The organism is Ruegeria sp. HKCCA0235A (genome assembly GCF_013033235.1).
Lineage (GTDB): Bacteria > Pseudomonadota > Alphaproteobacteria > Rhodobacterales > Rhodobacteraceae > Ruegeria.
The window spans coordinates 353936-379914 of record NZ_WQDQ01000002.1 but is presented as its reverse complement, the minus strand read 5'-3'; the positions used below and the strand labels follow the sequence as shown (position 1 = coordinate 379914).

Genomic DNA, 25979 nt, shown 5'->3' with positions numbered 1-25979 from the left:
CGTTTTCATTCACGAAGGACCGCACAATGTCGCGCTATTCGGCCACCGAAATCGAAGCAAAATGGCAAGAAGCCTGGGACAAGGCAGGAATCTTCACCGCCAACCACAAGGCGGACAAGCCGAAATACTATGTGCTTGAGATGTTCCCCTACCCGTCCGGCCGAATCCATATGGGGCATGTGCGCAACTATACGATGGGCGACGTCATCGCGCGGCACAAGCTGGCCACCGGGCACAATGTTCTGCACCCCATGGGCTGGGACGCGTTCGGGATGCCGGCGGAAAACGCTGCCATGGCGATCGGCGGCCACCCCAAAGAGTGGACTTACGGCAATATCGCCGACATGCGCGCCCAGATGAAGCCACTGGGCCTGTCGATCGACTGGTCCCGTGAATTCGCCACATGTGATCCGGAGTACTACGGCCAGCAGCAGGCGCTGTTCCTCGACATGCTCGAGGCAGGGCTGGTCTATCGCAAGAACGCCGTGGTCAACTGGGATCCGGTCGACATGACCGTTCTGGCCAATGAACAGGTGGAAAACGGGCGCGGCTGGCGCTCGGGTGCGCTGGTGGAACGGCGCGAGCTGACGCAGTGGTTCTTCAAGATCTCGGATTATTCCGAAGAACTGCTGAACGCTCTGGACACGCTGGAAAACTGGCCCGCCAAGGTTCGACTGATGCAGGAAAACTGGATCGGCAAGTCGCGCGGCCTGCAATTCGGGTTCGAGCGCACCGATGGTGGGGAACCGATCACTGTCTACACGACGCGCCCCGACACGCTGCTGGGCGCATCCTTCGTTGGGATCTCGCCCGATCACCCGATCGCCAAACAGCTTGAGGCCGAAATCCCGGAGGTCGCTGAATTCGTTGCTGAATGTCGCAAGGGCGGCACCACGGAAGAGGCCATCGAAACTGGCGAAAAGCTGGGTTTCGACACCGGCATCCGCGTCAAGCACCCGTTGGACCCGAACTGGGAACTGCCGGTCTGGATCGCCAATTTCATCCTGATGGATTACGGCACCGGCGCGATCTTCGCCTGCCCGGCCCATGACCAACGCGACCTTGATTTCTGCCGCAAATACGATCTGCCGGTGATCGATACGTTCTTTGCGCTGGACGACGACACGCCGGTCGACAAGATCGCCTTTGTCCCGCCAAAGACCGAGAAAGTCCGCTGGGTAAACCATTTCGCAGGCTTGACCGAAGCAACCGGAGAAGAGGCGATCAACACCACCATCGATTTCGCCGAAAAAGCCGGTTGGGGCGAAGGGGTCACGAAATATCGCCTGCGAGACTGGGGCTTGAGCCGTCAGCGCTATTGGGGTTGTCCGATTCCTGTCGTTCACTGCGAAAGCTGTGGTGTGGTCTCTGAAAAGAAAGAGAACCTTCCAGTTCGCCTGCCCGATGATGTCACCTTCGACAAACCGGGCAACCCGCTGGACCGTCACCCGACCTGGCGCGACTGCGCCTGCCCGAATTGTGGCGCCCCTGCCAAGCGCGAGACCGACACGATGGACACATTCGTGGATTCGTCGTGGTATTTCGCGCGCTTCACCGCTCCGCGCGCGGAAACGCCCACCGATCTGGCCGAGGCGGAATACTGGATGAATGTTGACCAGTATATCGGCGGGATCGAACACGCGATTCTGCATCTGCTGTATTCGCGGTTCTTCGCCCGCGCGATGAACATCACCGGGCATTTGCCGGACAAAGCCATCGAACCCTTCGACGCGCTGTTTACCCAAGGCATGGTGACGCACGAGATCTACCAGACCCGCGATGCCAACGGTCGTCCGGTCTATCACCTGCCCGAAGAGGTCACGGACGGAAAACTGGCTGACGGCACAGAGGTCGAGATCATCCCATCGGCCAAAATGTCAAAGTCCAAGAAGAACGTTGTCGACCCGGTCAGCATCATCTCGGCCTTCGGCGCCGATACCGCGCGCTGGTTCGTGCTGTCCGATTCGCCACCCGAACGGGACGTGGAATGGACGGCTGCGGGGGCCGAGGCCGCGTACAAGCATCTCAACCGTGTCTGGAATCTCTGCGACAAGATCGGCGCCATGGACCCGAACGCCACGGGTGAAGGCGATGAGGAACTGCTGCGCGAGATGCACAAAACCATCCGCGATGTGACATTGGGTGTTGAAAGCTTTGGCTTCAACGCGGCCATCGCCAAGCTTTATGCCTTCACCAACACGCTGGCGAAATCCAAGGCAGGTGCTGCGGCCCAAAAGCAGGCCATCAAAACGCTGGCACAGCTGATGTCGCCGATGACACCGCATCTGGCGGAAGATATTTGGGCCCATCAGGGCGGCGAAGGCCTTGTGGCCGTTGCGCCATGGCCCGTCGCCGACGAGGCGATGCTGGTTGATGACACCGTCACCTTGCCGATTCAGATCAACGGCAAGCGTCGCGCGGAAATCAGCGTGGCCAAGGATCTGGACAAAGCCGAGGTTGAAAAAATTGCGCTCAGCACCGAAGCTGTTCAAAAGGCGCTGGAAGGGAATGCGCCGAAGAAAGTGATCGTCGTTCCGGGCCGGATTGTGAATGTTGTCGTTTGATCGCAGAACGTTTTTGCTGATGCCGCTGGCGCTGGCCGCCTGCGGCTTTGAGCCCGTCTATGCACCTGGTGGATCGGGTTCGGCCTTATATGGCCGCGTCGAGGTGTCGGCGCCCAACACCGTGGAAAGCTATTTGCTGGTCCAAAATCTGGAACAGCAACTGGGGCGAAGCGCCGGGTCGGGGAACGATTACAAGCTGGATGTTCAAGTTTCGACCGTGACGCGTGGCGCAGCAATCACCACCACAAACGAAACGCAACGCTACACGATCGACGGACGCGCGCAATACAACCTGCGGTCCAACGCAACCGGTCAGATCATCGCCTCGGGCTCGGTGGCGGATTTCGTGTCATATTCTGCCGCAGGATCGACCGTTTCTACCTTGGCGGATGAGCGCGATGCCAAGAGACGGTTGATGATGATTCTGTCGGGTCAGATCATGAACCGTCTTTACGCCACACCGGATCTGGCCGCATGAAGCTGAGCCCGCGCGAGGCTGAGGGGTATTTTGCCAAGCCGGACGCGGACAAGACCGGGCTGCTTATCTATGGCGCGGATGCGATGCGGGTTGCGCTCAAGCGGCAACAGGTGCTGGCCGCTCTGCTTGGCCCCCAAGCCGAAGAAGAAATGCGCCTGACCCGCATGCCCGGTGGCGATCTGCGTGGTGATCCCGCCCTGCTGCTGGACGCGGTCAAGGCGGTCGGCTTCTTTCCCGGTCCACGTGCCGTTTTCGTGGAAGACGCAACCGAAACCGCGGCGTCGTCAATTCTGGCCGCGCTCGAAGATTGGGCCCCCGGAGACGCCCAGATCATCGTGACCGCGGGGCAATTGAAACCCAGCTCGAAAATCCGCAAGGCGTTCGAAGGCCACCCTGCCGCCTATGCCGTCGGCATTTATGACGACCCGCCCTCACGCGCCGAAGTGGAACGGGTTCTTGCCGAGTCGGGTATGAAAAACGTGCCCCGAGATGTCATGTCTGCAATCAGCGAATTGGCAGTAAGCCTAAGCCCCGGTGATTTCGCCCAAACGATTGAAAAACTGTCTCTTTACAAACGCGGTGACAGCACTGATTTGACAATCGAAGATATCGAGGCCTGCGCCCCGCGCTCGACCGAGGCGGCGCTGGATGATGTTCTCAACGTCGTTGCCGAAGGCCGCGCCGGTGAGATCGGGCCGCTGATCCGGAGATTGCAGGCGCAGGGCACCAATGGCGTGACTCTGTGCATCGGAGCGATGCGGCATTTTCGGACACTCTATGCCTGCGCTTCTGATCCCGGTGGTGCTGCGCAGGGCATCGGCAAGCTGCGTCCGCCGGTTTACGGCAAACGGCGTGACCGTATCCTGCGGCAGGCACAAGGTTGGGGGGCGGCCAAGCTGCAAACCGCGCTGACGGTTCTGACCGATACGGATTTGGCGCTGCGGTCTGCGGGGCAGACAGCCCCCGCAATGGCGCTGGTGGAACGCGCGATGATCCGTTTGGCGATGTTGGCGCGGTCCCGCTAGGTCACTCAGCCTTTTCCAGCCAGTCCGCGGCAGACCGACCGGCCCAGCGCCCGGTTGCCAGGCAAGCCGTAAGCAGATAGCCCCCGGTCGGGGCTTCCCAATCCAGCATTTCCCCGGCGCAGAACACACCCGGCAGGGCTGTCAGCATCAGCCCGTCATCCAGCGCTGTCCGTTTGATACCACCTGCGGTCGAAATGGCTTCGTCCATCGGGCGAAGGCCGGCATGCCGGATAGGCAGCTTTTTCAATATGCTCACTTGCACGGGTTGAGAGTGGCCGCCGCGTTTTGCCATTTCATGAAACAGGGTGATTTTCTGAGCAGACAGGTTCAGCGATTTTCTCATCCACTGGGACAGTGTTGTTTTCGACCGTTTCGCGGACAACCGCGCCAGCAGAGCCTGTTGGTCCAGATCAGGCGTCAGATCAGCAAACAATGGCTGCCCCGCGCGCAAGGCCGGTGTCAGCGTATACAGCCCTCCGCCTTCCAGACCGGTTCTGGAAATCGCAGCCTCTCCTCGGCTTTCCAAATCGCCTGCCATCCATCGGATCGATTTCAATGCGGCCCCGAAATGGGGCTGCATATGTGGGCTCCAATCAACGGAAATGGCTGAGTTTGCGGGTTCAAAGGGTGCCAAAGCCACGTCTTTTCCGTCCAATATCTGCGCCCAGTGACCGTCCGAGCCAAGGCGGGCCCAGCTTGCACCGCCCAGTGCCAGCACGGTGACATCCGTCGAAACACTGCGCCGCCCGTCCGGAGTGTCAAACACCGGCGCATCATTTTCCCAGCCAGTCCAACGCCAGCGGGTCCTGATTTCGACCCCGGCCTTGCCCAATCGTGCCAACCAGGCCCGCAACAAGGGTGAGGCCTTCATTGCTTCGGGAAACACGCGCCCCGTCGAACCGACAAACAGCGCCTGCCCCAACCCGCGCGCCCAGTGCTGAACAGCTTCGGCATCAAAGTCAGACATGATCGGACGCAACCAATCCGCCGCTTCACCATAGGCGCGGATCAGGTCACCAAGCGGCTCGTCCTTGGTCAGGTTCAGCCCCGATTTCCCGGCCATCAGGAACTTGCGCGCGACCGAAGGTTTGGCCTCGGCCACCAACACGGAATGCCCGGCTGCGGCCAGCTGTTCTGCCGCCATCAACCCGGCGGGGCCTGCTCCGATCACCACTGCCTGCGCCATTCGCACCCTCTTGCCTTCGCCCGTCACAGGCGCAAGTTTCACATCATCATGACGAACAGCGATCCGATCTGCCCGCTTTGCGGCCGCCCGATCCCCAACGGGGGTGGCAGCCTGCATCATCTGATCCCAAAACTCAAAGGAGGCAAGGGCGGACCAACGGTTCTGCTGCATCAGATCTGCCACAAAGAGGTGCACGCCACCCTGACCGAAGCCGAACTGGCACGCAGTTTCAACACAGTTGAGGCCCTGCGTGCGCATCCAAGGCTCGAGAAATTTTTGACTTGGGTCCGCAAACGTCCACCCGGGTTTCGTTCGAAAGTTCCGGGCAAGCGGCGCGGGCGCTGATCAACCTGGCAGGATCTGGTCGCCGACAATATCTGTGAGAGGTTCGGACAGGCCTTCGATCTCGATACCCCGAAAGTCCGGTACATGGGCGAATTGTGCGCCCGCAACATGTTGGAATTCCAACGTCGTATAGGCGCGTTTCCACAGCCATTCGCGGTTTTCAACAGCCCAAAGATCATGATTGGGCGGGGTTTCGTCGGTAAAGGCATAGAAATGCAGGTCAAAGCCGTAAGGGGCGACCTCCTGCATCGACAGCAACGACATGCCCCGGGCGCGCCAGAATGCGTCTTCGGCGGCAATATCGCCGGTTCGAAGGGTAATCTGACCGATCCGAGCCTGCGCAAAAGGCGCGTCGGGGTTCGCGGCATGCGGCGGCCGGTTGCCTTCGAAATCATGTTGCAGCAGTTCGATGACGAATCCTTCGGGATCCGCAAGATGGCACATGTAGCCGATGTCCAGAAACTGGTTCGGCGTGCTCACTGGAACGTCGAACCTGCGCAGATGAACCGCAGCAAGATCGACATCCGGCACAGTGATTCCTATCTTCCAGTACCGCTGCCCCTTGTCATGGGTGTACCCTCCTCCACCTGGCAGCAACAAAATATCTGCGTCTGCACCGTCATAGCCGACACGGTGGCCGGTTTCTGCTGGGCCGACGGACATGCCCAGAATGTCGCGATAAAACGCGGCCAGCCGACCCGGGTCAGCGACCCGCAGGCGCAGTGCAGACAGCCTCATGAGCACAACCTTGCGATTCCCGCCGCGATCTCGGGGTCGGCGTTCACGCTGTCGGCCACCAGATCGCGTGCGGTTTGCATCAGGTGATCGGGATCCACAATTCGGTCCACGAGGCCAAATTCATACGCCTCCTGCGCGGTGATTTTCTGACCCGCCACAAGGATCAACTTGGCCCTTGCCGGTCCGACCAGAGCCGTCAGCCGCGCGGGGTCGGACGGTTGTGGCAGAAACCCCAGCTTCATCACCGGATAGAAGAACTTGGCCGATGGCACGGCAATGCGCAGATCGCAGGCCAGTGCCATACCGTTGGCCCCGCCTGCCAAAGTGCCGTTCAGTGCGGCAACGGTCAGACAGGGCAACGCGGCAATGGCGCCGGACAGCCTTTCCCAGACATCCGATTTGGCCAGACCGGCGCGCGCTTCGTCCAGATCTGCCCCAGCGCTGAACACTTTGCCCGCGCCGGTCAGGATCAACGCCTTGGCCTCTGTCGCGGATTCGGCGATCTCGGCCAGTTCCGCGAGCATGGCCCCGGTCAGGGCGTTCGCCTTGCCGGGATTGTTGATCGTGACGGTCCACAGGCCGTCCTCTTTGGTCAAATCGATCATATCAGCCCGGCCCGTTTGCGGATGTCTTCAAGCCGCAGCGAAATTTCAGTGCCAAGAAACTCATCGGCATCATCCGAGCACATCCACAACAGCGCCCGTGCGGGCCAGTCCGCAGGGATATGCACATCCCAGTCCAGCTGACTGACGGGATTTATGCCGCTGGCCTTGATCGACCGCTGCATATCGGTGGCCACCGTCCCCGGTGACAGGCCCATGGCGCGAATACCATTATGGGCTTCTTCCATATGCAGACATTCCGTGAGCATCTTGGCCCCGGCCTTCGAGGCGCAATAGTGGCTCCAGGCTTCGACCGGGTTCGATGCAGCACCGGACGAGATCGTCAGAATGCTCCCCCCTCCCGCAGCCCGCATCACCGGCAACGCAGCGCGCATCCCGTAGAAAATACCTTTCAGGTTGATGTCGATGGCCTTGCTCCACGCCTCGGTGTCAGCATTCGAGAGATGAAAAATCGGATCGATCACACCCGCGTTGCCGATCAGAACATCCAACCCACCGAACCGGTCCACGCATGTGGCCACGGCTTGTTCCACCTGCGCGAAATCGCTGACGTCACAGGCCAATGCGATGGCCTGATCGCCCAATGCGGCCGCCAGAGCGTCAATCTGGTCCTTGCTGCGAGCCACCAATGCGACATTGGCGCCGGCTGCGGCAAAAACGCGCCCTGCCTCGGCCCCAATTCCTCGGCTGGCCCCGGTTATGAGAACAGTTTTTCCCTGCATTTGCCCTTCCTCACGCATTGCAATCTCTGTCGGCTACAGCCGTAGCGCGTAAACGGGGAAAGGGTCCAGCCCTTGCCCCCTTGACGATACCCGCCACAAAACCGACCATGCGCCACAAATTGATCAAGAAGGGTTACCTTATGTCCGTTTTCCTTCGCCGCAGCTGCGGCGCTGCCCTGGCTTATGCCGTTGCCACCCAAGGGGCGTTTGCCGATCTGTCGGCCGATGACGTCTGGTCCGATTGGCAGAGCTATTTCACCTCGATGGGTTACACCGTCACAGGAGACGAAAGCATCTCGGGCGACGTCACCACGATTTCCAACATGACACTTTCAGTGGCCCTTCCCGAAGAGGACGGACAGTTTCAGATGGTCATGCCGGAAATGACACTGACCGAAAATGGTGACGGGACCGTTACCATTGACCTGCCGGAAAGCTTTCCCATGGAAATCACCGGTCAGGCCGAAGACGAAAACTTCGCAGCCACTGTCACCTATTCCCACAACCAACTGAAAATGGTCGTGTCAGGCACACCGGACGACATGACCTATGACTACAAGGCTGACAATCTGGGCGTGAAACTGGATTCGATTGAGGTCGATGGTGAGGCTCTGCCCAATGATGTGTTTGGCATCGATGTCCAAGCAAGCGATCTGTCCGGCAGCTCGCGGATGCAGATCGGTGACAATCGGAACATCAGCCAGACGTTCAACGCAGCCACGTTAACTTATGATCTGAACTTTCAGGATCCTGAAAGCGGCGAAAGCGGGTTGATCAACGGTCAACTCGATCAACTGGCATTTGAGGGCAACAACGTGGTCCCGCCGGATTTTGACTTTTCGGACCCAGAAGCCTTTTACAAGGCTGGTTTTTCGTTTGACGGCACCTTCACCTATGCCGCGGGCAGCACGGATCTGAGCGGGACCAGCGAAGGTCAGGCGTTCTCGATGAACAGCACGTCCGAAGGCGGGCGTTTTGCAGCCAGCATCGATGCAGAGCGTATCGTCTATGACATTGACCAGAACAGCACGAAGATGGCCGTTACCACGGCGGGCCTGCCGTTCCCGATCGAACTTTCGATGGCCAAGGCGGGCCTGAACTTCGAATTCCCCATCCAGCAATCGGACGAGGTTCAACCCTTCGGCTTTGGGCTGAACCTGACCGATTTCACCATGTCGGACATATTGTGGGGCATTTTCGATCCTGCGGGCGCGCTGCCGCGTGATCCGGCGACGATTGCGCTGGATGCGACGGGAACCGCGAAAGTGCTGATGAATATCTTCGATCCTGAAATCGACGTCGAATCCGACGAAGCGCCGGGGGAACTGCACTCGCTGAAGATCAACGAACTGCTGGTTTCGCTAGTTGGCGCCAAACTGACCGGTGACGGTGATTTTGCTTTCGACAACACCAACACCGAAGAGTTTGATGGCCTGCCCAGCCCAAGCGGCGTGGCGAACCTTCAGCTGGTTGGCGCCAACCAGTTGATCGACACCCTGATCGGAATGGGAATCATCTCGGACGAAGACGCGCTGGGCGCCCGCATGATGATGGGTCTGATGGCAGTTCCGGGCGAAGAACCTGACACACTGAACTCGAAGATCGAGTTCACCGAAGACGGCCAGATCCTAGCGAATGGTCAACGTATCAAGTGACAATCAACGGAAAGGGCCGCGCAACATGCGGCCCTTTCTCTGTCCTGCCAACCCCTGCCCAAACCTCTGAAACGGCACGGGTTCACCGCGATCCTCAACGCACAATCTGGTCACAGGTCTTGCGAGACGGGCGGTCCAAGGCTAGGTCCTTGGCAATCAACCCGGAGGCCTCATGACCTGCTCACCAGAAGAAATCAGCCATCACTTGCTTGACGTGGCCCGCAAGGCAGGCGCGGACGCGGCGGATGCCATCGTTATCGACGGATCCTCTGTTTCCGTCGAAGTGCGGGGCGGCGCGCTGGAACATGCCGAACGCTCGGAAGGCACTGATTTGGGATTGCGGGTGTTTCTGGGCAAACGATCCGCCATTGTGTCCAGTTCCGACAGCCGCCCTGAAACCCTGCGCGCCATGGCGGAACGAGCTGTCGCAATGGCCAGAGAGGCCCCCGAAGATCCGTTTTCCGGGCTGGCTGACAAGGACCAGCTGGTCACAGACTGGAACATAGAGTCACTGGAATTGTCAGACCCCGCCCCGGCCCCGTCTGCCGAAGCCCTGATGCAGGATGCTCTGACGGCCGAGGCCGCAGCACTGGCCGTCGCCGGCGTTACCCAGGTGTCGGATGCGGCCGCAAGTTACGGAACCCACCATGTGCATCTGGCCGCGACAAACGGGTTCACCGGCGGGTACGCGCGCAGCAGCCGGTCAGTTTCCTGTGTTGCGATCTCGGGCGAAGGCACGGGGATGGAACGGGACTATGACGGCGACAGCCGGACGTTCCAATCCGACCTGCGCAGCGCGGAAGAAATCGGGCGCACAGCAGGCGAACGCGCCGTGCAACAGGTTGGTGCGCGCAAACCTGTGACGGGAAGTTTTCCGGTGCTCTTCGACGAACGGATCTCGTCCTCGCTCATCGGCCACCTTCTGGCCGCGAGCAATGGCGCGGCGATCGCGCGAGGCGCATCCTGGCTCAAGGATTGCTTGGGGCAGGATGTTCTGCCTGCGCACCTGTCCCTGATCGAAGACCCACACCGCCCGCGCATTTCGGGCTCGCGTCCCTTTGATGCCGAGGGTCTGCCGACACAACGCCGGGCAATCGTGGAAAACGGCGCTCTGACCGGCTGGACGCTGGACCTGTCGAGCGGGCGAAAACTGGATATGGCGTCCACGGGAAATGCCGCTCGTGGGGTCTCGGGCCCGCCATCGCCCAGCAACTGGAACCTGAGCCTGACACAAGGTGACCAAAGCCGCGCCGACCTGCTGCGCGATATGGGTACCGGGTTGCTGGTCACGTCCATGATCGGATCGACGATCAACCCCAATACCGGTGACTATTCAAGGGGTGCATCGGGCTTCTGGGTCGAGAATGGCGAGATCACGCATCCGGTCAATGAATGCACCATCGCGGGCAATCTGCGGGACATGCTGCGCCGGATCATCCCGGCAAACGATGCCCGCCCATACCTGTCGCGCGTGGTTCCGTCGCTTCTGATCGAAGGAATGACACTTGCCGGCAACTGATCTGCCCCTGCTGATCGAGGCGGCGCTGGAGGCCGGCAAGATCGCCACGCGCTATTCCGGCACGCAAGCACAGCGCTGGGACAAACCCGATGGCGCCGGCCCAGTGACCGAGGCGGATCTTGCCGTGAACACGATGCTGGAGGAGCGGTTGTGTTCGGCGCGACCGGGCTATGGCTGGCTCAGTGAGGAATCCGAGGATTCCACCGACCGGCTGGACCGCAGCAGCACTTTCATCATCGACCCGATCGACGGCACCCGAAGCTTTGCAGAAGGTGCGCGCACCTGGGCACATTCCATAGCCGTCGCCGATAACGGCGAGGTGACGGCGGCGGTCATTTACCTGCCGATGCGGGATTTGCTATACACGGCGGCACAGGGTCAGGGCGCGACTCTCAATGGTAAGACGATCACGACCTCGGATACCGCAGAGCTTTTGCAATCAGAAATTCTGGCCGCCAAGCCAAATCTTGACGCTCGGCACTGGCGCGACGCGCAGGCGCCAGATTTCGAACGCGCCTACCGCCCGTCACTTGCCTATCGCATGGCTTTGGTTGCGCAGGGTCGGTTCGATGGCATGCTGACCCTGCGCCCCAGTTGGGAATGGGATATTGCCGCCGGCGACCTGATCATCCGAGAGGCCGGCGGCGTGTGTTCCGACCGTACGGGTCAACGGCTGATCTTCAACAATATGCATCCCAGGTTGAACGGCGTGATCGCCGCCAGCGCCTCGATTCATCAGCAACTGTCGGCACTGCTGGATCCGGCCGGGCCGGGAATCGGAACATGAGCAAACCGCGCTCACTCAGCCTGGCCGCCTATAGGGTGTTGTCATGGGGGTTGCGCAACGGGGTTGCGCCGCAATCCAACCTGCCGCGCCCCGAAGGTGAGTTGCTATGGATCCATGTTGCCACCCCGGATCGGCTGCGGGCTGTGACCGACTTCTGCCGTCGGCTGTCGCAGGTCAGGGCCAAGCTGAATTTCCTGCTGACAGCACCCCCGGATGAGGATCTGTCCAACTGGCCGGACAGCAGGTTCCCTTTGATCAACCTGCCACAGGAACAGAGTGGCGCCGCCCGCGAGTTTATCGAATACTGGCGTCCGAACATGGGGTTGTGGGTCGGTGGCGATCTGATGCCCAACATTGTCACGCGCGCTGACGAACAGGCGATCCCGCTGGTCCTGTTCGACGCCCAATTCAGCGTCACACTGTCCCGGAACGCCCGTTGGCTGCCGGACATCACACGGGTGACCTTTGACTGTTTCCGTAAGATTCTCACGCCATCCGCCGAGACGGCTCGACAGATCCGCCGCCTCGGAATCCAATCCGGAAAAGTTGCGGAATCACCGCCTTTGCGGATCAGCCCCAACCCCCGGCCCTGGCCAGAAGACGAACTTATCGAGACCACTCATACACTTGCCGGGCGTCCGGTTTGGCTGGCGGCATGGGTTCAGGACAAGGAATTCATCTCGGTTCTGACAGCCCACCGTCAGGCGCTGCGGATGCTGCATCGGCTGGTTCTGGTGTTGCACGTGGCAAACGAGCCGGAAGTCACGCCGCTGAGACGGCGGCTGGAATCGATGGACCTGCGCTGCGTCAACTGGGATGAAGGGGACATGATTGAAGACACCACGCAGGTCGTCCTGACATCGGACCCCGAAAACCTGGGCCTGTGGCATCGCATGGCACCAGTGACCTTCATGGGCAGCTCGCTGGAACGCGGCGCGGGCGGTCAGGACCCGTCCGAAGCAATCGCGCTGGGGTCCGCGATCATGTTCGGACCATATGTGCACCGCCATCAGGAATTCTATTCCAGCCTGCAACAGGTGAACGCCGCCAAAGAGGTTAAAACTGCAACCGAACTGGGCGACGCCGTTGTGCAGCTTCTGGCACCGGATCAAGCTGCCGGCATGGCGTTAGCTGGATGGCAGTTGTTGACCGAAGGCGCACCGCAGGCTGACGCCCTGATCGAAATGGTGCAGGATATTCTGGATCAGCGGAGTGCGGATCATGCGGGCACCTGATTTCTGGAACACGACCCCGGACCAACCGGATCTGAGGGCGCGTCTGCTGGCACCGTTGGGGCGCCTATATGCAGCGGCAACCGCCAGAAGGATCGCCTCGGAGGCCGGCGAAAAGCCGGGTGTGCCCGTGATCTGTATCGGCAACCTCAATGCTGGTGGAACAGGTAAAACACCAACGGTGATCTGGACCCTTGAACAGCTTCGAGGCGCCTGGCACGAACCACATGTCGTCACGCGGGGGCACGGAGGCTCTTTGGACGGGCCGGTGCAGGTCGATCCGGCCCGGCACACGGCTGCCGAAGTAGGAGACGAGCCGCTGCTTCTGGCGATGTTTGCTGAAGTCTGGGTTGCCAAGGACAGGGCGGCAGGCGCACGGGCCGCCGCAGCGGCGAGCGCCACGGTAATCGTGCTGGATGACGGGTTTCAAAACCCCTCGGTGGCCAAGGATTTTTCGATCATTGTTGTCGATGCTCAACGCGGGTTCGGAAACGGTTTGTGCCTGCCTGCCGGGCCACTGCGGGAACCGGTCGACATCGGGTTGAAACGGGCCGACCTTGTGTTGTCTCTGGGCGATGAGGCCGCGCAAATGGCTTTCACCGCTCAGTGGGGCGACAAGTTGTCCGTTCCCCATGTCACCGGAGCAATCGAGCCCCTGCAAACCGGCATGGACTGGACCGGCACACGCGCTTTGGCATTTGCTGGTATCGGCCACCCCGAGAAGTTCTTCAAAACCCTGCGGCAGCTGGGCGTAGACCTGGTCCGCGCCGAAGCCCTGGACGATCACCAGCCTCTGACTCAGGCACTGATGGCCCGTCTGGAAAACGAGGCGCGCCAACTGGGTGCTCAGATGATAACGACCGAGAAAGATGCCGTACGTCTGCCCCCGGCTTTTCGGAGCAAAGTGATCACTCTGCCGGTGCGTCTGCGGGTCGGCGAAACCGACAAGGTCCGCGACATGCTGCTGAAGGCAGCACCTGCACCACAATAGGCCCGGTCGGCCCAGACAGGGCCAACCGGAAAAGGGTGTTTAGCCACCCAGTTCGTCTTCGATCAGCTTTTTGAAGTCAGCGTAGGACTGGTTGTCGACCTTCTTGCCGTTCACCACAAATGATGGCGTCGCCTGGATACCATCGCGTTCGGCGTTTTCCTGATACCACGCAGCCAATGTCCGCGCCTTGGTACCGTCTTGCAGGCAAGCCTCGAGCTGATCGCCATCGATGCCGGCCAAACGACCGATCTTGCGCAGCTCGTCCACGATCTCGGCCGGACCACCTGCGCGTGTCCATTCTGCCTGCCCTTCATAGATCAGGTCTGTGATACCGAAGAACTTTTCGGGGCCAGCGCAGCGTGCAACCATCGATGCCCAAAGGCCGTAGCGGTCAAAATACACCTCACGATAGGTAAACTTGACCTTGCCGGTGTCGATGAAGTCTTTCTTGAGTTGTTTGAAGGCGCCCTGATGGAAACTCGCGCAATGCGGGCAGGTATAGGACGCATATTCGATGATTTCGACAGGTGCATCCTCGGCGCCCAGCACCATCTCGACGATCGTCGAAGTATCCAGGTCTGCCTCCTGCGCTTCGGCGGCACTGACCAGTGGAATGGTGACATTGGTGTTCGACCCTGTCAGCCAATAGCCGCCAGCGGCCACGGCGACGGCCGCACAGATTAAGGTTGCAATACGGCTCATTTTCAGCCCTTTCTCAGCGTTTCTGTTTGGATAAAACGTTGCGCCCGAGACGTTCAAGAGCCGCGCGCAGATCTTCATCATGTACATCGCGTGACATTTTGTCGGCCTCGGTGGCAATGTCAGGCGCAATCTGGGGTTTGGCTTGCTTCGGCTTGTGGTCGAAACTGGCCTGCCCCTCGGCAAATCCGGTCGGAGCGGTCTGGGTGATACGGACACGGCTGATGGCGTTATAGCCATAGACCGCGTTTACCTTGCCGCGCAGCTGTTCCTTCTGCATTTCCAGCATCGGAGCCTGTGGCCCGGTCGTCAACACGGTCAGGGTGGCACCAAATCCGCCCTTGCCATAACCCACTTTGACCGGGCGCGCGATGGCGGCGGTTTCCTGGCCGACAATCTCGGCCCAGTGGGTCAAAAGCCGCGACACGGCAAACCCCCGGCTTTCCCCGGCGCGCCGGATCTGATCGTTCAGCAAGGATGCGGTGCGTTTGAACCCGCGGGTCGAAGAACGTCTGCGTTGCATCTGGTTTCCTGCTCCTACACCTCTATTGTACTGGGCAGGCCACCATGTGCCAGCGAAACCCGACCGGGAGTTGAATAAAACTTGCGTGACTCTGCTGAATTCACCGTCAGTGATGCGTTGCTGGAATGGTATGACCGCCACGCCCGCGAAATGCCATGGCGCATCGGTCCGGCGGATCGCGCCGCCGGGATGCGCCCCGACCCCTATCGGGTCTGGCTGTCCGAAGTGATGTTGCAGCAAACAACAGTTGCCGCCGTTCGCGACTATTTCCTGCGCTTCACCACCCGCTGGCCCACGGTTCAGGCTCTGGCCGCCGCACCGGACGAGCAGGTCATGGGGGAATGGGCCGGGCTTGGCTATTACGCCCGCGCCCGCAATCTTTTGAAATGCGCCCGTGCCGTCACGCAGAACTACGATGGCCGGTTTCCCGACAGCTTAGAAGCGCTGCTGAACCTACCCGGCATAGGCCCCTATACCGCCGCTGCGATCTCGGCCATCGCGTTTGATCGGCCTGAAACCGTGCTGGATGGAAACGTCGAACGGGTCATGGCCCGGCTCCATGACATTCACGATCCGCTGCCCGGGTCCAAACCCCTGCTGAAGGAAAAGGCGTCGGCCCTGACCCCGGCCATACGTCCCGGCGATTACGCGCAGGCGGTCATGGATTTGGGGGCAACCATCTGCACGCCGAAGTCGCCGGCATGTGGCATCTGCCCCCTGCGTGACCCCTGTCAGAGCCGCATTGCAGGCACCCAGGCCGACCTGCCACGAAAAACACCCAAAAAGCCCAAACCCACGCGCCGTGGGCACGTGTATGTTGCGCAAAGTGCAGACGGGGCCATGGTGCTGGAACGCCGGCCTGACAAAGGTTTGCTGGGCGGAATGCTGGGCTGGCCCGGATCAGAGTGGAACGATGCCCCGGCCGAACGGCCTCCATTCCCTGCGAATTGGACGATGTTGCCGGGCGAAGTGCGCCATACGTTTACGCATTTCCACCTGATTTTGCGGATCTGGACCACAGATACCACCGATCACGACATACCCGAACATCTGACAGTTGTAGACAAACACAGCTTCAGGCCCGGCGACCTGCCAACCGTGATGCGCAAGGTCTATGATCTTTGGCGAGGACAATAAGTCCGCTGTGCAAGTCTTCGGGCCATGGCTAGGATATCTCCGTAAAGTCGGAGCAGAAAAGATGATCGCAACAGGCACACTGTCCCGCTGGCAATCTGCATCCCCTTTCTGGGTGTCGCTGCTGCTGATTCCGCTGGTCTGGTTTTCAGCTGCTACCGGTGGATGGTCACTGCTGCTGGTTCCTGCCGCAACCTGGTGGGCTTTTGCAGTGCTGGACCGGATCACCGGGCTCAACACTCAAAACGCCGACCCCGAGACGCCGGACACGGCGCTGCAATGGTACATATTGCTGACAAAACTCTGGGCCCCGATCCAGTTCGTCACCCTTTTTGGTCTGATCTGGTACGCAACCCACAACACCCATCTGTCAACGCTTGAGAAAATCGGCCTCTTCTTTGGCATGGGCGTCATTTCGGGCACGATTGGGATCAATTACAGCCACGAGTTGATGCACCAGAAAAGCCGCTTGGAACGCTGGCTTGGGGACATCCTTCTTGCCATGGTGCTGTATTCTCATTTTCGGTCCGAGCACCTGTTGGTCCATCACCGCCATGTTGGCACCCCGCGCGATCCGGTAACGGCGCGCTACAACGAAGGTTTCCATCGCTACTATCCCCGCGTTCTGTGGCAATGCTGGGTTTCGGCCCTCAAGGCCGAGCGCAACAAGCTGGCCCGTATCGACAGACCGTGGACAGATCGTTCAAACCCGTTCTGGCGGTACTGGGCGCTGCAAGGTGGGATGCTGGCACTGGCCGGCCTGATCGGAGGATGGTCCGGCGTGGCGCTGTTTCTGCTTCAGGCTGGTGTCGCGATCTGGCAGCTCGAGCTGGTCAATTATGTCGAGCATTACGGCCTGACCCGAAAACACCTGGGCGAAGGACGGTACGAGCATGTCCTGCCACGCCATTCCTGGAATGCCTCGCAGAAAGCTTCGAACTGGTTGCTGATCAATCTTCAACGCCATTCGGACCACCATTACAAACCCAATCGCCGGTTTCCGCTGCTGCAACACCACGCGTCGGACACGGCACCGCAATTGCCCTATGGCTATCCCGTCATGACTGTGGCCGCGATGATACCGCCGCTTTGGCGGCGGGTCATGAACCCGCGCGTTCGCGCGTGGCGACGCCACTATTATCCCGAGATCACCGACTGGCACCCCTACAACAAATCCTTGAACCCCATGCCAAAATCGTGACCGCAGCGCGCACAGGCGCGCTGCTTGGCCCAACTGTCAGCACGGCATCTGCGATGCTGTTCTGACGGGCGGGAGGCCCTCAGCTTTTCATCACCCAGACATCCATCGGCGCCTCGACCCCTCGCACGGGTTGGTCGCGGCAGGCAACAAAACCGGCCATGACCTCCGGCGCCTGCGGGTTTTCTTCCTCAACCCGCAGGCGTACGGCATCGCTGACAACGATACGCGCCTTGAACTCACGCGTCAGTGCCTCAAGCTTGGCCGCCACATTGACCGCATCGCCAATCACCGCGAATTCCAACCGGTTGGCACCGATATCCCCAAGTACGACCGAGCCGTGATGCACCCCAACGCCGACATGGATTTCAGGCTCACCCGCCCGGCGGCGTTCCAGATTCCAACGGTCGATCACACCCACCATCGCACGCGCGCAGTCTAGGGCATTGCTCGCGTCCAGGGGCGTTGGCACCGGAGTGCCGAAGGTCGCCATCAAACCGTCGCCCAGATACTTGTCCAAGGTCCCGTGGTGCCGGAATACCTCGGTTTCCATACGGGCATGAAACCCGCGCAGAACCTCGATCACTTCATATGGATCCCGCCCGGCGGCGTATTTGGTGAACCCGACGATATCGATGAACAGAACGGCCACATCTTCTTTGCGGACCTGTTTCAGCGGCTCATCGTTCTGGCTCAGCTCATCCACCACATTGGGCGAGAAATACCGCGACAGGTTGGCCCGTTCCCGTTCCAATCCCGCGTTGTTCATCAACAATTGATTGAGACGCCGCATCGAAATGCCCAGCGTTACCGCGACCATTATGAATACGATCACTTGCTGGATACGTTGAGGGATCATGAAACTGTTTGGATCCAACAGCTCGGCAACATCCGGATAGCCCTGCAAAGCCTCTGCAACCTTTTCGCTGATCCCCGGAATCGGCGTTGCCACCCACGAGGCAACGATCCAACCGATCGTCCACATCAATGCCGTCCACGAACCGATGGCAATGACCGTGCGCCAGGAATAGGCTAGGGTTCCAGCCGCCAGGATGACGAAAAAGTACTGAAAGTTGTCAAACCGGTATTGCATGGCCAGAGGGCGGACATCGTCGCTGAACGGGTTGGGCACAATCATTCCAAGGGTCATGATCAACAAATCCACGAAGATCAAAAGAAGCTCGACCCGCGATTGCCCCACCCGACCGGAACGGCGGATCAGCCAACCGTTGGCGCAGATCAGCAGCAGAATGAAGTGATACCAAAGCACCTCCCATTGCGGGTTCAGGAAAACCAGAAGAACCCCGGTCAGTGCCATCGCCACCCAGCGCGCGCGAACGGCCAGTTCCAACCCTTCACGCTTGTGCCGCTCCAACGCGGCCTCGGTGTATTTGTTGTCCAGATCGAACGTGTCAAGTTCCGTGAAAAACAGACTGCGGCGGGGCTGCGCGGTTGTCTCGGTCATGGCCGTGATCTTTCTTGCAGTGTCAGGGTCAACAACATGCAATCACTGTTGATCCGAAAACAAAAGACCCCGCCGTAGGATCGGCGGGGCAAGGCGTAGTGCCTTGTGTCAGGCCACAGGCACCGGCGGTGTTCTTTGTATCAGTTCATCTCGGCCCGGATCTGCTGGCGCAGAACGTCGATCGGAACCGTTTTGCCGTCACGCTTGAAGCACCAATAGGTCCAGCCATTGCAGGACGGCGCATTTTCCAGATGGGCGCCCACCTGATGGATCGAGCCTTTGACGTTGTCACCGACCAATGTGCCATCGGCCCGGACCTTGGCCTTGTGACGCCTGTTCATTGAATAGAGTTCTTCGCCCGGGCGCAGCATCCCACGCTCGACCAGCTGGCCGAAGGGAACGCGGGGTTCGGCGCGCTTGCTGGCGCTGACTTCCAGAGCCTCACGGTCGAACTTGCGGACCTTGGCAATGCGCTTCTCGGCCACCTTGCGGTAGCTTTCCTCGCGTTCGATACCAATGAACTCGCGGCCCAGCATCTTGGCGACGGCTCCGGTCGTTCCGGTGCCGAAGAACGGATCCAGCACCACGTCCCCGGGGTTGGTCGAGCCGATCAGAACACGGTGCAGCAGTGATTCCGGCTTTTGCGTCGGGTGTGCCTTGTCACCGTTTTCATCCTTCAGACGTTCATGCCCGGTGCAGATCGGCAGCACCCAGTCGCTGCGCATCTGCACGCCTTCGTTCAGGGCCTTCAGCGCCTCATAGTTGAAGGTGTACTTGGCACCTTCGCGCTTGGAAGCCCAGATCATCGTCTCATGCGCGTTGGTAAAACGTTTGCCGCGGAAGTTGGGCATCGGGTTTGACTTGCGCCAGACCACATCGTTCAAAATCCAATAGCCCTCGTCCTGCAACGCCGAACCAACGCGGAAAATGTTGTGGTAAGAGCCGATCACCCAGATCGCACCATTTGGCTTGAGCAGACGGCGTGCCGCCTTCAACCACGCGCGGGTGAATTGGTCATAGGCACCAAAGCTGGAAAACTGATCCCAGTGATCATCCACCGCATCCACCTGAGAATTGTCCGGGCGATGCAGCTGACCTTTCAACTGCAAATTATAGGGCGGATCCGCAAAAATCAGGTCAACGGATGCCTCGGGAAGACTGTTCATCACTTCGATGCAGTCCCCGGATAGAATCGTGTTTAAAGGGGGCGCTATTGCGCCCTTTTTGGTGGTTGTCGTCATATCACTGCCTCAAGTGTCCACGGCGCTTTTGCGCTCATTTGGTTGAGACAAGGATGAGTCAAAGACGAATCGGCGTCAATTTCTTTTTTGAATCAGCGACTTACGATTTACTCTTGATACAAGATATTGTGCACCGGCTTGAACGAACGTCTATGGTGTGGGGTCACGCCAAGATTTTGCAGTGCTTCCTTGTGTTGTTTTGACGGATAACCGGCGTTGGTTTCCCATCCATATCCCGGATGCTGTTGCGCCAAATCCACCATCACCTGATCGCGCCAGTTTTTCGCAAGGATCGACGCGGCTGCAATCGACACCGATCGGGCGTCCCCCTTCACGACGGCCTGCGACGGGGTTTTCAGGCCGCGTGGAATCATGTTCCCGTCGATCAGCAGGAAATCGGGGGCCGGTGTCAGTGCCTCGACTGCGCGCAACATCGCCAGATGCGATGCCCTGAGGATGTTGATCTCGTCAATCTCGGCGACCGAGGCTTCGGCCACGGCAAACTCGGCGCTGTGCCGGATCTCGGCATCCAGCGCGGCCCGACGTCTGGCCGTCAGCTTCTTGGAATCATTCAACCCTTTGGGGATGGCCTGTGGGTTCAGGATCACCGCTGCCGCGACGACCGGGCCGGCCAAAGGGCCGCGCCCGACCTCATCCACACCCGCGATACGGCAATGGCCCCGGTCCAGCAGCGCCTGTTCAAGTTCGAAATCTGGTTTTGTCATCCTTTTGGAAAACCGTGTTTCACACAGCACCGCAAGAAAAAAAGAGAGGGCAGCCCACACCGCCCTCTCTCACGCGGCGCGTCTTTGGCGCCGCTCCTGCTCAACCGGTGTTACTGGTAAACGACACGGTATCCTTTCTGGCGCAGGCACGCGGGTTCGTATGCCCGCTTGACCTTTTGGCCATTCCAGAAACCGACTTTGCACTCTTGCGGCAGGCTATTGGCATGTTTGTAGTGCTTCTTGAGGCATTTCGGCCCAAGCAGCGGATGATCCTGTGAATACCCGTTGAATGTGCGCAGGCAGCGCTGGGGCAGATCATAACGCGCCACGCGCGGCGGCAGAGGGCGCACCGGCTGCGGCGTGTAAGGTGCCGGGGTATAGGTCTGATGGCGAGTCGCCCGATCCTTTTTCTTTTCCTTGTTGTAATAGTGAACCCCGGCCCCGATGAGCGCGATGGCCGCCAGCCCGCCAAGAATGTCCTTTGCGTCCGCAGCCCGTGCCTGAGACGCAGAAACCCCGGTTATTGCAACCGCGGTCGCAACGATGAAAGCGATGAATTTCCTGTGCATGATGCGTGTCCTTCATAGTGTTTGGGCGACCGTGTGACGGAGCGCGTCCTGATTGCCCTGACACTGGGGGCGACCGGTCCAGACAAGCAATAACGGCCCGGTGTTATCGGATATCAGAACCCGCAAACCCCTTGGGTTATTGAATATCGCGGCAACTCATGCGCAGGATGCGGCCTATGAAACAGATCCTCTCTTCTCTGACCTTTGCGGTCCTGATATCGCTTGGCTCTGCTGCGTCTGCGGCGGATTGCTATGCGGATTACAAGGCCAAGAAAGACAACCCGTTGCGTCTGCACTATGGGGTCATTCAGGTCTCGAACTGCGACAAGGGCCTGGCCCAGGCAGAAATCGCCCAGCGCCTGAGCGCGTCAGGCTGGACCTTGCTTGAAGTGCAGTCCGTTTTCGGGCCGGAAGGGTTGGATCAGAGGAAAGGCAATGCCGGAAAATTCTATCTCCGTTTCTGACGCACGCCGGTCGGGGGTCCGTCTGGTCGTGCTGGGCGTCGCAGCCATTGTCGCCATTCTGATCACCGCCGCCGTTTTCCTGTTCTGGACCCTGCCGGACGCCAACGCATTCAACGCGCGGGTCGAGCGATTGTTCATCGAGACCGATCTGACCTCGCAAACCGAAATCCGGTTGCTTGAAATTCTGGCCCAGTCCGGCACCGCCTTCGCCGACACCCTGTCCAGTTATCGGATGGTGATCTATGTGCTGCTGGTTTTTGCCTGCGCCATGATGGCCTCGGCGTTGGTCTTTCTGGTTATGCTGGTACTGCTGAACCGACGCATGGCGCAGATCGAACGCACCGGCATTCAGGTGACCTCGTTGCTGATCAGCCGCGAGGAAAACACCGTCTACCTCAACAACATGGATTTCAAACTCACGCCCGCCGCGATGGAAACCCTCTCGGTTCTGGCTGAATCCCGGCTGGATGATGAGGTTTTGTCCGGCGCTCAGATCGAGGCGATGATTTCCGGCCGCAATGAGGCCGATTGCGACGAAGCCGCAGGCGCGACACGGATAAAACGGTTGCGGGATGCGCTTGGCAACCAGATGGTCAGTGAACTTCTGGTCAAGAACATCGCCAAAAAAGGGTATATGCTGTCCATCGAAAAAGACGTGATACAAATGGTCTGAGCCTTGCTGCATGACCGTATGCGTTGACACTTTTCCGTTCTGCGCCTCTTGGAATGTGGGATGCAAAGCCCCATTCTAGAAAAAACCCAGGCAAGGGAGGTCGCATATGAACGTCCACGCCGCACCAAAAATCAATGGGTATGGAATCTCGGTTGAATCGCTGAATGGCAGAATTGCCATTTACCGCAATGATGTGCTTTTGGCTGAAAGCACAGATGCCAAGGTCATGTATGAAACGCGCCTGCCGCCCACGATCTATGTTCCCCGCGCGGATGTCTGTGTTGATCTGAGCGAAGAAACAGACCTGCAAACATTCTGCCCGTTCAAAGGCACTGCCACGTATCATGACATCAATCTGGGGTCCGAAAACCTGGCCAATTCTGTCTGGGCCTATGAAGAAGCCCTGCCCGAAAGCGCGGCCATTCAAGGCTGTATCGGCTTTGTGCCCGGTGCCTATACGAAAATCGATCTGGGCGACAACCGCCTTCGTGAACCTGAAGACGGCAACATCAGCGGGCCCCTGATTGATTGGTTGATGCGTGGTGCTTCGACCGCGGCAACACCCGAAAGCTTTACCAAAGCGCTGGCCGAAAAGATGTTGGAGCACGGCATCGCAATACAAAGGCTGAGCATTCTGGCCTGGTCTCTTCATCCCCTGATCGCGGGCAAGCACTATATCTGGGAAAAAGATGAAGAAGAGATTCTGACTAGGGCTCCGACATACGAAATCTATGATCACCCAGCTTTCATCAACAGCCCCTTGCGGCATGTCTCGAACGGCCTGGGTGGCGTGCGGCAAAGGTTGAATGATGAAAACCCGCAAAACAGCTTCCCGATCATGGAGGATCTGCGGGCCAAGGGCGCAACAGATTACGTGGCCATGCCCTTGCCGTTTTCCGACGGGCGCACCAATGTTCTGACGCTGACCTGCGATCACCCGGACGGGTTTACCACCGAAAATCTGGGCCTTGTCTTTGAATGTTCTTCGGTAATCGCCCGTTTCTACGAAGTGTTCATGCAGCGCGAAAACGCGCAGGTCCTGTTGGAAACCTATGTCGGCAAACGCACCGGCGCGCGCGTATTGGGCGGCGAAATCAGGCGGGGTGACGGGGATGAGATCGACGCCGCCATCATGTTCTGCGACCTCCGCAATTCAACGAGCCTTGAAGAGAAGCTGGGCCGGGGCGAGTATATCAATCTCCTGAACGAGTTCTTTGAAACGGTCTCGGGCATTGTTCATGACAACAACGGAGAAGTCCTGAAGTTCATTGGCGACGCTGTGCTGGCCGTCTTCCCTGCAACGGACGAGGATGCCAGTACGGCCCGCACCAATGCCCAGCGCTCGGCGATCAAAATCGTCGAAACTTTGGGAGAGCTGCGCAAAGAAGGTACGGACAGGCATTGCGACTGTTCGATCGGCGTCGCGTATGGGCGTGTCACCTACGGCAATGTGGGATCTCGCGAACGGCTTGATTTCACAGTTATCGGTCAGGCCGCAAACATCGCCGCACGTTTGGGCGAGTTCGGCAAGTCGCAAGGGCACCGCATTGTCGTTTCAGAAGACATCGAACCGGCCTGTTCCAATGCTGTACCGCTGGGAGACGTCAATCTGCACAACGTGTCCCGACCCGTCAGATCATATGCTTTGCGAACCGCAGCCGATGAGATTCTGAACGGTTGAGGCCTTTCGTTGCAGTTCTGAAGAAAACCGCATTGCCTTGATCAGCGTGACGCCCTTGCGATCATGCTCCACCGATCACTTCGATCCGGAGGCGTTCTGCTCAAGCGGCCCCCAACAAGATCAATGCGGTCTGCGCCGGCGAGATCGTGTTCTGAAGTTGCGAAATCTGACTTCTGGCCAAATAGGTGTCGGTCAGTTTCTCGATGGACTTTGGGTTCGAAAACTGTGCCAGATCCTCCGAGCCGGTCAGTTTGAGCAACCTGGCCTTGAACTCGACCAGTTGTTTGTCAATGTCCAGCTGCGCAAAGGATGACGGCAGTCCAAGTGCCGTTTCCATCATGCTGCGCAAGGGCGGCAACCCCATCAGATCGAACCACTTTGTGTCTGCGCTTGAGGTTCTGTTGGCAAGATCTGAAAGCTCTCGTTGTGCATGGAGCGAAATACGCATCGTTTCATCCGACTCGCCAACGGCAATTTCAAACCGGGCCGTCAAATTGGCCTGGGCGATTTGCTCCATGTCGGACGTCAGCGCGGTTTTTCGGACAGCACCGGGACCAAACCCAAAGGCGTCAGAAAATTCCCGGTATCGCTTGTCGGCCAATCGATTGGACAACGCGTCATCCGCCTGTGCCCCATCCTCGAGGATTTTGCGTATGAAAAACCGGTTGTCCAAATCTCCTTCCAAGCCGAACGCACCCAAAGCGACCTGCAACAACCTGCGATCCGAAACCAGCTCTTCAGCGGATTGGATTTTTCCGATGTTGTCCAGAAAATACTTTGTCTCTCTTTCATTCGCAGCTGACGACGAAAAACTCTGGAGCTGACTTTCATAGGTACGTTGCAGAAACCGCCAGCCCACGATTCCGCCGCTTGGGATAACCGGTTGGAATGTCATTGCTGGTAAGCCATCAGCCGCTCTTCGCGCGGCAGAAGCGAGCGAAGCGATTTGAGGCACTTGTAATAATGCTCTGCAACCAGGGCATCCGTGGCTTCGGCCAAGACCCGGCGGCTATCTGCATCCGTAAAAACCTGGCTCAGCTCTTCCACGCGGCGCAACAATTGCTGACGTGCTTGGCCAGGTTCGATGTCCCCCGACAATACAAGCTGCGCGGCATAACAGACGCGGCGCACCGGCGTATTCACCTCATCCGGATGAATCGCATCCCGCAGTCGAAGTACATTTGCCTGTGGCGTCATGATCGAAAACCGGCCGCGGCGATCGCCGTTCTCAATCACGACCCCGTTGATCAGAACCCTTTCTTTCGGGGCAAGCTTCAGGACCAGACCACTCATCAAGTTGCCCTCATCTGGCGCAATCCGCGCAATACGGCCGTGTTGATTTCCACCAACGGTTCAACGGTTGCGCCGTCTCCCAGAACGCGGCTGCTGTGTTGTTCGGTGAATTCGGCAAGGTAGAAGATCCTGGCTCTCAGGTCGTTGGGCAGGGCATTCTCGGAATCGGCAACGCCGGTGGCGAGCACCCCCCATAGCCGCCGGTTTTCGTGCACGGCCTGTACAAAGCCCGAAAAATCCGTTGCCTTTTGTGCCGTTGCTGCCTTCAGACGCCGTGTGATCCTTGAAATCGCTTCGTATTCCGTGTCTCGAGGCGTCCGAGTCGGCGCGGCGGTTTGCGCATAGGTTTGATGGGCTAGGGTTTGCGGTGTCACTTGAAATCCTTCCAAAGGGCCGTCATCAGGCAGTCATTGATGGGGCGCGAAGACCGCGCCCCAACCGATTTCGCG

Annotated in this window: 27 protein-coding genes; 14 read left to right on the top strand and 13 right to left on the bottom strand. The window is 59.2% G+C overall.

The window, feature by feature from the left end; genetic code table 11:
- Positions 1–26 precede the first annotated feature (26 nt).
- The 3 genes from leuS to holA are packed head-to-tail and all read left to right on the top strand — an operon-like array spanning position 27 to position 4067.
- The gene (leuS, locus tag GOW56_RS05795; RefSeq protein WP_171205275.1) at positions 27–2564 is read left to right on the top strand and encodes a leucine--tRNA ligase; all 2538 of its coding nucleotides are present in this window, start codon (positions 27–29) and stop codon (positions 2562–2564) included.
- A complete protein-coding gene (gene lptE / locus GOW56_RS05790; RefSeq protein ID WP_171205274.1) occupies positions 2551–3042 on the top strand; it encodes an LPS assembly lipoprotein LptE in 492 nt (163 codons plus the stop codon). The genes leuS and lptE overlap by 14 nt, the downstream gene beginning before the upstream one ends.
- Positions 3039–4067: a DNA polymerase III subunit delta gene (gene holA, locus GOW56_RS05785; RefSeq protein WP_171205273.1), complete on the top strand. Its 1029-nt coding sequence runs from the start codon at positions 3039–3041 to the stop codon at positions 4065–4067. Before lptE ends, holA begins: the two co-directional genes overlap by 4 nt.
- 1 nt (position 4068) lies before the next feature.
- Here the strand turns inward: holA and GOW56_RS05780 are convergent, their stop codons facing one another.
- Positions 4069–5253, bottom strand: coding sequence for a TIGR03862 family flavoprotein (locus GOW56_RS05780; protein ID WP_171205272.1), 1185 nt, complete (start codon positions 5251–5253; stop codon positions 4069–4071).
- Positions 5254–5301: 48 nt separating this feature from the next.
- Between GOW56_RS05780 and GOW56_RS05775 the strand changes: the two genes are divergently transcribed.
- Positions 5302–5598 carry an HNH endonuclease gene (locus GOW56_RS05775; RefSeq protein ID WP_152459270.1) on the top strand — a complete coding sequence of 99 codons (297 nt, stop codon included), beginning with the start codon at positions 5302–5304 and terminating at the stop codon, positions 5596–5598.
- Here GOW56_RS05775 and GOW56_RS05770 read toward each other — a convergent pair whose 3' ends face one another.
- Genes GOW56_RS05770 through GOW56_RS05760 form a run of 3 tightly spaced genes read right to left on the bottom strand, consistent with a single transcriptional unit; the run spans position 5599 to position 7681 of the window.
- Positions 5599–6336, bottom strand: a complete 738-nt coding sequence (locus GOW56_RS05770; protein ID WP_171205271.1) for a VOC family protein — start codon at positions 6334–6336, stop codon at positions 5599–5601.
- A complete protein-coding gene (locus GOW56_RS05765) occupies positions 6333–6941 on the bottom strand; it encodes an enoyl-CoA hydratase/isomerase family protein (RefSeq protein WP_171205270.1) in 609 nt (202 codons plus the stop codon). The genes GOW56_RS05770 and GOW56_RS05765 overlap by 4 nt, the downstream gene beginning before the upstream one ends.
- On the bottom strand, positions 6938–7681 hold the full coding sequence (locus GOW56_RS05760) for an SDR family oxidoreductase (RefSeq protein WP_171172269.1): 744 nt from the start codon (positions 7679–7681) through the stop codon (positions 6938–6940). Before GOW56_RS05760 ends, GOW56_RS05765 begins: the two co-directional genes overlap by 4 nt.
- 140 nt (positions 7682–7821) lie before the next feature.
- Here GOW56_RS05760 and GOW56_RS05755 point away from each other — a divergent pair, with 140 nt between their 5' ends.
- From GOW56_RS05755 to lpxK, 5 genes are all read left to right on the top strand, one after another.
- Positions 7822–9336, top strand: a complete 1515-nt coding sequence (locus tag GOW56_RS05755; RefSeq protein ID WP_171205317.1) for a DUF2125 domain-containing protein — start codon at positions 7822–7824, stop codon at positions 9334–9336.
- Between the two features lie 172 nt (positions 9337–9508).
- Positions 9509–10855, top strand: a complete 1347-nt coding sequence (locus tag GOW56_RS05750; protein ID WP_171205269.1) for a TldD/PmbA family protein — start codon at positions 9509–9511, stop codon at positions 10853–10855.
- Complete coding sequence (locus tag GOW56_RS05745) at positions 10842–11642, top strand: 3'(2'),5'-bisphosphate nucleotidase CysQ (protein WP_171205268.1); 801 nt, start codon at positions 10842–10844, stop codon at positions 11640–11642. Before GOW56_RS05750 ends, GOW56_RS05745 begins: the two co-directional genes overlap by 14 nt.
- On the top strand, positions 11639–12877 hold the full coding sequence (locus GOW56_RS05740; RefSeq protein WP_171205267.1) for a 3-deoxy-D-manno-octulosonic acid transferase: 1239 nt from the start codon (positions 11639–11641) through the stop codon (positions 12875–12877). The genes GOW56_RS05745 and GOW56_RS05740 overlap by 4 nt, the downstream gene beginning before the upstream one ends.
- On the top strand, positions 12864–13865 hold the full coding sequence (gene lpxK, locus GOW56_RS05735) for a tetraacyldisaccharide 4'-kinase (protein ID WP_171205266.1): 1002 nt from the start codon (positions 12864–12866) through the stop codon (positions 13863–13865). The genes GOW56_RS05740 and lpxK overlap by 14 nt, the downstream gene beginning before the upstream one ends.
- Positions 13866–13904: 39 nt before the next feature.
- Here lpxK and GOW56_RS05730 read toward each other — a convergent pair whose 3' ends face one another.
- Complete coding sequence (locus GOW56_RS05730; protein WP_171205265.1) at positions 13905–14567, bottom strand: DsbA family protein; 663 nt, start codon at positions 14565–14567, stop codon at positions 13905–13907.
- Positions 14568–14580: 13 nt separating this feature from the next.
- Positions 14581–15087 (bottom strand): DUF721 domain-containing protein, encoded by a 507-nt coding sequence (locus tag GOW56_RS05725; protein ID WP_152459280.1) that lies wholly within the window; start codon positions 15085–15087, stop codon positions 14581–14583.
- 81 nt (positions 15088–15168) lie between these two features.
- On the opposite strand from GOW56_RS05725, the gene mutY reads away from it, so the two are divergent.
- Positions 15169–16224 carry an A/G-specific adenine glycosylase gene (gene mutY, locus GOW56_RS05720; protein WP_171205264.1) on the top strand — a complete coding sequence of 352 codons (1056 nt, stop codon included), beginning with the start codon at positions 15169–15171 and terminating at the stop codon, positions 16222–16224.
- A gap of 61 nt (positions 16225–16285) precedes the next feature.
- Positions 16286–17422 (top strand): alkane 1-monooxygenase, encoded by a 1137-nt coding sequence (locus GOW56_RS05715; protein ID WP_171205263.1) that lies wholly within the window; start codon positions 16286–16288, stop codon positions 17420–17422.
- Positions 17423–17501: 79 nt separating this feature from the next.
- Here the strand turns inward: GOW56_RS05715 and GOW56_RS05710 are convergent, their stop codons facing one another.
- The 4 genes from GOW56_RS05710 to GOW56_RS05695 all read right to left on the bottom strand — a co-directional run bounded on the left by GOW56_RS05710 (position 17502) and on the right by GOW56_RS05695 (position 21419).
- Entirely contained in the window at positions 17502–18884 is a 1383-nt protein-coding gene (locus GOW56_RS05710; protein WP_171205262.1) for an adenylate/guanylate cyclase domain-containing protein, read from the bottom strand.
- A gap of 140 nt (positions 18885–19024) precedes the next feature.
- Positions 19025–20125, bottom strand: a complete 1101-nt coding sequence (locus tag GOW56_RS05705; protein WP_152459284.1) for a site-specific DNA-methyltransferase — start codon at positions 20123–20125, stop codon at positions 19025–19027.
- Between the two features lie 107 nt (positions 20126–20232).
- Positions 20233–20850 (bottom strand): ribonuclease HII, encoded by a 618-nt coding sequence (locus GOW56_RS05700; protein ID WP_171205261.1) that lies wholly within the window; start codon positions 20848–20850, stop codon positions 20233–20235.
- A gap of 110 nt (positions 20851–20960) precedes the next feature.
- Complete coding sequence (locus GOW56_RS05695) at positions 20961–21419, bottom strand: hypothetical protein (protein WP_152459286.1); 459 nt, start codon at positions 21417–21419, stop codon at positions 20961–20963.
- Between the two features lie 176 nt (positions 21420–21595).
- Here GOW56_RS05695 and GOW56_RS05690 point away from each other — a divergent pair, with 176 nt between their 5' ends.
- The 3 genes from GOW56_RS05690 to GOW56_RS05680 all read left to right on the top strand — a co-directional run bounded on the left by GOW56_RS05690 (position 21596) and on the right by GOW56_RS05680 (position 24237).
- On the top strand, positions 21596–21883 hold the full coding sequence (locus tag GOW56_RS05690) for a hypothetical protein (protein ID WP_171205260.1): 288 nt from the start codon (positions 21596–21598) through the stop codon (positions 21881–21883).
- Positions 21855–22556 carry a helix-turn-helix domain-containing protein gene (locus GOW56_RS05685; protein ID WP_152459288.1) on the top strand — a complete coding sequence of 234 codons (702 nt, stop codon included), beginning with the start codon at positions 21855–21857 and terminating at the stop codon, positions 22554–22556. Before GOW56_RS05690 ends, GOW56_RS05685 begins: the two co-directional genes overlap by 29 nt.
- A 106-nt stretch (positions 22557–22662) precedes the next feature.
- Positions 22663–24237: a DUF427 domain-containing protein gene (locus tag GOW56_RS05680; protein WP_171205259.1), complete on the top strand. Its 1575-nt coding sequence runs from the start codon at positions 22663–22665 to the stop codon at positions 24235–24237.
- Between the two features lie 100 nt (positions 24238–24337).
- On the opposite strand, the gene GOW56_RS05675 is transcribed toward GOW56_RS05680, so the two are convergent.
- The 3 genes from GOW56_RS05675 to flaF are packed head-to-tail and all read right to left on the bottom strand — an operon-like array spanning position 24338 to position 25904.
- The gene (locus GOW56_RS05675; protein ID WP_171205258.1) at positions 24338–25132 is read right to left on the bottom strand and encodes a DUF1217 domain-containing protein; all 795 of its coding nucleotides are present in this window, start codon (positions 25130–25132) and stop codon (positions 24338–24340) included.
- A complete protein-coding gene (flbT, locus tag GOW56_RS05670) occupies positions 25129–25530 on the bottom strand; it encodes a flagellar biosynthesis repressor FlbT (RefSeq protein WP_152459291.1) in 402 nt (133 codons plus the stop codon). The genes GOW56_RS05675 and flbT overlap by 4 nt, the downstream gene beginning before the upstream one ends.
- On the bottom strand, positions 25530–25904 hold the full coding sequence (flaF, locus tag GOW56_RS05665) for a flagellar biosynthesis regulator FlaF (RefSeq protein WP_170345565.1): 375 nt from the start codon (positions 25902–25904) through the stop codon (positions 25530–25532). Before flaF ends, flbT begins: the two co-directional genes overlap by 1 nt.
- Positions 25905–25979 lie beyond the last annotated feature (75 nt).